This window comes from Streptococcus cuniculi (genome assembly GCF_004570575.1).
Taxonomy (GTDB): domain Bacteria; phylum Bacillota; class Bacilli; order Lactobacillales; family Streptococcaceae; genus Streptococcus; species Streptococcus cuniculi_A.
In genome coordinates, this window is record NZ_SPPD01000040.1 from 1 (window position 1) to 1,825 (window position 1,825).

Annotated in this window: 1 protein-coding gene; it reads right to left on the reverse strand. The window is 41.0% G+C overall.

Annotated features, from left to right (window positions below; genetic code table 11):
• Positions 1 to 77 precede the first annotated feature (77 nt).
• Positions 78 to 1,799, reverse strand: a complete 1,722-nt coding sequence (locus E4T82_RS11865; protein ID WP_135182970.1) for an IS1634 family transposase — start codon at positions 1,797 to 1,799, stop codon at positions 78 to 80.
• Positions 1,800 to 1,825: the final 26 nt, after the last annotated feature.

Consider the following 1,825-nt stretch of genomic DNA (forward strand, 5'->3'; position numbering starts at 1 on the left):
TCCCGAGTTTATCACTTAAAAACAAGCAAAGACCAGCTCCCTCCTTGTGTGCCAAGGGATTTGGCTGGTCTTTAAATTTATTTTAGTGTTGTATATGGATTTTTAGCGTAATGTTTGAGCTCTTCAAACTTAACGATTCCCTTCGTCCATTCAATTCCTAGCAACCTATTTAACTCTCGCATATCAAGGCTTTCTTGAAGCCTGTAGTAGTTATCTTGTAACGGTGTTGCCTTGGCACTGTTTAAGGCAGTAATGACACGTTCAGGACTCATCTGCCACTCTATCTGATGTTGAAGAAGACGCAGATGAACTAAGGCAATAAAACAGGTTAGAAAGTGAGCCTGAATGTGTTCTTCCGTCCAAACGTAAACAGGACGACTTTCCAGTTCTGTTTTCGTCACACGGAAACAATCTTCAATCTTGGTTAGCTCTTTATAGGCAGCTAACATCTTTTCATCGGTCATCTCGGTCTCACTCGTGACAAGCACATGAATCCCATCAAACTGAGCATCAAAATCTGCCTGTTCTTGATCAATCGTAATCAAAGGAGAGTAGGGTTTAACCTCGCCAGTTTCCTTATCTAAATATTGAAGCTCTAAGTATTTCTTTCCTCCCTTTTTACTGGTTCGGCGAAAAAGCTCCGCATTGGTTAACTGACTGGCATAGTCTAAGGCACCCTCACGGCGAATGCGTTCACGGTCGGCGTATTTTTTAGACCAAGTGATGAGAACCTTCTCTTGAACCACCGGGGAAGATTTTTTATTCCCTAATTTCCGTTCACGGATATAAGATTTCTTAGCGAAGGTAAGTTCTGGGTTAAAGTGCCAATCAGATGAATCAAGGATATGTTCTTGAATATCTTTTGGAGCACCTCGACGTTCGCGATGTTTCTGTGAGAAGAGCCAGCCATCTTCTTGCTTGAGCATTTCTGAAACATTAGCCATACTATTCATCGCCTTATCAGCGACTACAATTAACCGTTCAATTCCGAATTGTTTTTTGACTTCCTCAACCGCCGGAAGATAGGTAACAGGATCGGTTTGATTGCCTCGAAACAGTTTATAGCTAATCGGAATACCGTTGGCATCCATAAAGAGTCCTAGTTGTACAATGGGTTTTGGACGGTGTTCCTTACTTGGGCCACGTCTTCTAAGCCCTTCTTGCAGTATCTCTCCATTTTCTGAAACTAATTCGTTATCTGGAATATCTGTCTCAAAATAATAATTGGTGACATCGTAGAAAACGAGACTGGCTTCACGTTTAGTCATCTGACTCACTACCTTGTGAAGATGATATTGAAGGTCATCTTTCAAGGTGTTCAATTTGTTCAAGGAGCGATAAATGGCATTTAAGCTAATGTCCCAATGTCCGAATAAGTCTACTTGAGAAGCATAGGTGGCAAGTTTACTATCTGGTCGGAGAATCCTCTGAAAAACTAATAGCTTTAGCACTTGTGCCAAGTCATACTCGGACTTCGTTTTGACACCCTTTAAAAAGGCTGTGAGCCCCAGAGATTCGAAGAGATTATCCAAAACCATCCAACCATAAGATTGATCAGGCTGATTCATGGGGGCAAGGAGGTCATAGGAAACCTGGAGTACCTTAGGATTATTTAAAGTATTTTCTTTAGCTTCACGTTTAAGACGCTCAAGAATCCCTGGCTCTTCTAATTCAAGCTCATCTAGCAGACCAAATTTTTTAAGGATACGCTGTTTGACCTTACCATCTTTACGATAGCCTTCTACAAGGTAAACATGCGTCCTACCTTCTTTGTTTGTTGTTGTTTTAATAAAAGCCATAGTTCATTATACCATACATAACCATA